Origin of the sequence: Coleofasciculus sp., assembly GCF_046539235.1 — a bacterium.
Taxonomy (GTDB): Bacteria; Cyanobacteriota; Cyanobacteriia; order Cyanobacteriales; family Coleofasciculaceae; genus Coleofasciculus.
Genome location: NZ_JBKHHI010000516.1, coordinates 1 through 4,111, shown reverse-complemented (window position 1 = coordinate 4,111; position 4,111 = coordinate 1). Strand labels below are relative to the sequence as shown.

At 45.9% G+C, this 4,111-nt stretch carries 3 protein-coding genes; 2 read left to right on the top strand and 1 reads right to left on the bottom strand.

Going from position 1 to position 4,111, the window contains the following annotated elements; all coding sequences use genetic code 11:
* Nucleotides 1-125: 125 nt before the first annotated feature.
* Entirely contained in the window at nt 126-1,493 is a 1,368-nt protein-coding gene (gene gor / locus ACLFWI_RS27790; RefSeq protein WP_446415624.1) for a glutathione-disulfide reductase, read from the top strand.
* A 186-nt stretch (nt 1,494-1,679) separates the two neighbouring features.
* Here gor and ACLFWI_RS27785 read toward each other — a convergent pair whose 3' ends face one another.
* Nucleotides 1,680-2,558 carry a pentapeptide repeat-containing protein gene (locus ACLFWI_RS27785; RefSeq protein WP_446415623.1) on the bottom strand — a complete coding sequence of 293 codons (879 nt, stop codon included), beginning with the start codon at nt 2,556-2,558 and terminating at the stop codon, nt 1,680-1,682.
* Nucleotides 2,559-2,758: 200 nt separating this feature from the next.
* On the opposite strand from ACLFWI_RS27785, the gene ACLFWI_RS27780 reads away from it, so the two are divergent.
* On the top strand, nt 2,759-3,520 hold the full coding sequence (locus tag ACLFWI_RS27780) for a hypothetical protein (protein WP_446407951.1): 762 nt from the start codon (nt 2,759-2,761) through the stop codon (nt 3,518-3,520).
* Nucleotides 3,521-4,111 lie beyond the last annotated feature (591 nt).

Genomic DNA, 4,111 nt, shown 5'->3' with positions numbered 1-4,111 from the left:
ATACAGTTTATTAAATCAGAACAACGAGTCTTTTATCAACTCAGTTCTAGGGGAATCAATACAAAATGCTATTCGCGTACAGTGATAAGTAGTTTACATGCTGATCAAACGGAGTTGACCGAGTTATGAGTTACGATTTTAATCTGTTTGTTATTGGTGGCGGTTCAGGCGGAATTGCCACAGCACGACGAGCAGCACAATATGGGGCAAAGGTAGGATTAGCCGAATACAGCCGCTTGGGAGGAACCTGTGTGAATCGCGGCTGTATTCCCAAAAAACTGATGGTTTATGCCTCTCATTTTCCGGAAGTGTTTGAAGAGGCGCAAGGGTATGGCTGGAGTCCTGTACAAAGCACTCTCGACTGGCATAAAATGATTGAGGCGGTGCAAAAGGAACTCGAACGCCTGAATGGGATTTACCTGCGGATGTTGGATAATTCCGAAGTGCAACTGTTTCGGGGTTATGCCAAGTTTGTTGACCCTCATACATTAGAGATTTTTGAGTCGCCCAATAGCAGTACGGCGTCACAGAAAGTGAGTGCGGATAAAATTTTGATTGCCGTGGGTGGACACCCGGTTACACCAAATATTCCGGGTATAGAACATGCGATTATCTCCGATGATATGTTCCTACTCAAGGAGCAACCTAAGCGAGTGGTGATTCTCGGCGGTGGCTACATTGGTGTGGAATTTGCTTGTATTATGCATGGCTTGGGTTCTGAGGTAACCCAGATTATTCGCAAGGAGAAGATTTTGCGGGGGTTTGATGACGATATTCGGACTCAAATCCAGGAGGGAATGCGCCAACACGGTATCCGGATTTTGGATGGTAGCGTACCAACAGCGATTGAAAAGACAGAAGATGGACTGAAGGTTACGGTTTGCGGCAAGTATGAGGAAACCGTAATTGGAGACATCTTTCTGTCCGCCACGGGGCGCAAGCCTAATCTCCAGAATCTGGCACTGGAGAAGGCTGGAGTCGATGTCTGTCAAGATGCGATCGCGGTGGATGAGTATAGCCGTACTTCTCAACCTCATATCTATGCAGTTGGGGATTGCACCGATCGGATTAATTTGACGCCAGTTGCGATTAACGAAGGGCGTGCCTTTGCCGATACAGAATTTGGCGGCAAATCTCGGGTTATGAGTTATGAAAATGTCCCCTCGGCAGTATTTAGTACCCCAGAAGCAGCAACAGTAGGCTTAACCGAAGCCCAAGCCAGGGAAAAGCATGGCGATGGGGTAAAAGTCTATCGCGCCCGTTTCCGCCCCTTGTACCACACTCTCACTGGTCGAGAGGAACGGGTTATAGTCAAGTTAGTGGTTGACGAAACCACCGATAAAGTGCTAGGAGCGCACATGGTTGGAGCATCAGCGGCGGAGATTATTCAGGGCGTTGCGATCGCTGTGAAAATGGGAGCGAAAAAAGCCGATTTTGATGCTACCGTTGGTATTCATCCCTCGACCTCTGAGGAGTTTGTTACCTTGCGGTGATGTGAACCTTCAATAACCCCACGCTACTGACGTAGAGCGTGGGGATTGCAAGACAAATTGCAATTTATGTCATTTGTCATTTGTCATTTGTCATTTGTCATTCGTCATTCGTCATTCGTCATTCACTTACTCCCTCAGCTTCCCCTGCTCCCCCTGCTCCCCCATCTCCCTCATCTTCCCCATTGCCTAAAACAATTCTGGACGTACCTCAACAGATGGATTATTATCCGTCACCACGCAATTTGGAGCCGCTACTGTGCCATCAGGAAGCATTGTTCGGCATAACTGCGCTCCCTGCAAATTGACACCTGTTGCTCCCCGAAGATCCGTTTCAATGAGTTTTGCTCCTGTCAAGTTCGCGCCGCTTAAATCAGCTTCACTGAGATTTGCCCCATTGAAATTGACATTGGTTAAGTCCGCTAATGTCAAATTGGCTCGAAAAAGATTTGTATTGCTTAAATCAGCACCTGTCATTCTCGCCGAGCTAAAATTTCCCAAACTCAGAGTTGATCCACTCAAATTTGCCCCATATAAAATAACATAAGAGGCAAATGTATCATCTAAGCTAGCACCAACGATTTGAGCGCCACTCAAATTGGTATCGTACAACCGAGCACCGCGAAAATTAGCATTAGCTAAAATGGCACGAGTCAAGTTAGCATAATCTAACTTGGCATTGCTCAGATTGGCTCCTGCAAGATTGGCGGGGACTTCTGTGACAATTGCCCGATTCACCGATGTTTTAGGACTAAAGTTGGCAGCGCTGAGATCAACACCTCCTAAATTGGCTCCTCTGAGGTCAGCTGATCTCAAATCACAACCGACTAAACTCGGTCGATTTTGCCTCGGTAAAACATACGCTTGTTCGAGACGCCTGTCGTATTCAGTTCTTTCACTCAAATTAGCACCGGGAGCTTGTCTGGCTCGCTGACATTGTTGTTGAAAGTCTTGCTCAAAGTCCTCTCGAAACTGGGCATTAGCTGGTATTGTAGAAACACCCAATCCCAGGGCTAGGTAAAATCCTAGGATTTTGATTATTGACCGAAACAGGGGATGTTTATTCACGACTATTCAGTCACTACTAACGTTTAATTCTAGTGAATCATAATACGACTCAGAGCGCATCTCATTTTAGATTTTAGATTTTAGCAGCTTAACTGAGCCTCTTTGGGCGAGTTTTACTATCAAATGATAGATGATATTGAGTCTTTGTTCTTTTAGAGTAGAAGTGACAACCACCACAATGTATAAAAATTAACTGCAATATGACAGCACAACGGAAAAATAGTTCATTTACAGACCAAATCAGTGACGCGATCGCAACAACCACTCAAGTCGCCACGTTTGCCACTCAGTTGGCGACTAAAGCCACGCAATCAGCGGCTGATACCATTACCAGCACCAGCAAGGCTGTAGGAGAAGCTGTTCGCCCTGCGGCTGTGCGATTCCTAGAACCAGGAACGGAAAAGGTGGGCAAAATCTTGGCACCCATTGCAGAACATCCGGTGACTAAGTATGCTGCCAAAGTACCAGGGATTAGCTTGCTCGTTGCTGCATTGGGTCAAGTGGATTTGGAGCAAGCTCAAAAAGACGTAGACAAGCTGCGACAGGAGTACCCATTTGACACATCCGAACAGCTTGCTCACCGGATTGTGGTGGATACAGCAATCCAAGGAGGTAGGTTGGGATTAATCACCAACTTTATCCCCCCTTTAGCACTGGCTTTATTTGGGATTGAGCTAGCGGCGGTTACAGCACTCCAAGCACAGATGGTTTATCGCATTGCGGCGGCTTATGGATTTTCGCTAAAAGAGCCAACGCGACGCGGTGAAGTTCTGGCAATTTTTGGCTTATCTGTAGGGGGTTCCGGAGTTCTTAAAGGGGGTTTGAGTTTTATCGAAATTCTTCCGGTCATTGGTGCAGCCGTGGGAGCTTCTAGTAATGCAGCTCTCATTTATTCCCTCGGATTCGTTGCCAGCCAGTTTTATGAAGAAAAAAGAAGCACCTTGAATCGATATCATGAATAGCGACATTCCCCCAGCGCTGCCCCTACAATTGACTTATTACTTTTTTTATCGCTAACTGGGATGACTAGACCGATGCTTTAGTGATCGCTATCACTAAAAAGTCCGTTTTTACCACACAGTAGCGGAAATTTAGATCACAACAATTGCCCCTAGAAATTTCTACCCTAGAAGTGAAGCCCACATTTTGATTTAAGTACGTGCTGTCAATCAGAATGTGGGCGGCTGTCAGGGTTTCAGGGGTGCATCTGCCCTTTCATATTCATTTAGGGTCTTTTGTAAGGCAGGGTGCATCTGCTTTCTCTAGTTTCCATCAATCATCAGCAAAATGGGTAGAGTTACGATGAAATCTAACCCGCTGAATATAAAAATTTAGTAAAGTTTTATATTTTCCGACTTGCTCGCCAATACAGCAGTTTGCTCTGTTATGCGGTACATTGCCGAGCTACTACTGTTATGACTCAGCTAAAATAGGGCTTTGTTTGTAGTGAGAACTTTAGTTCTCTCTCCTCCTAGCTGAAGAGGGCTGAAGCCCTGACTACGAAGCCAATCTATTCCACCATTTTAGTTGGGTCACGCCACTACTGCCATGAC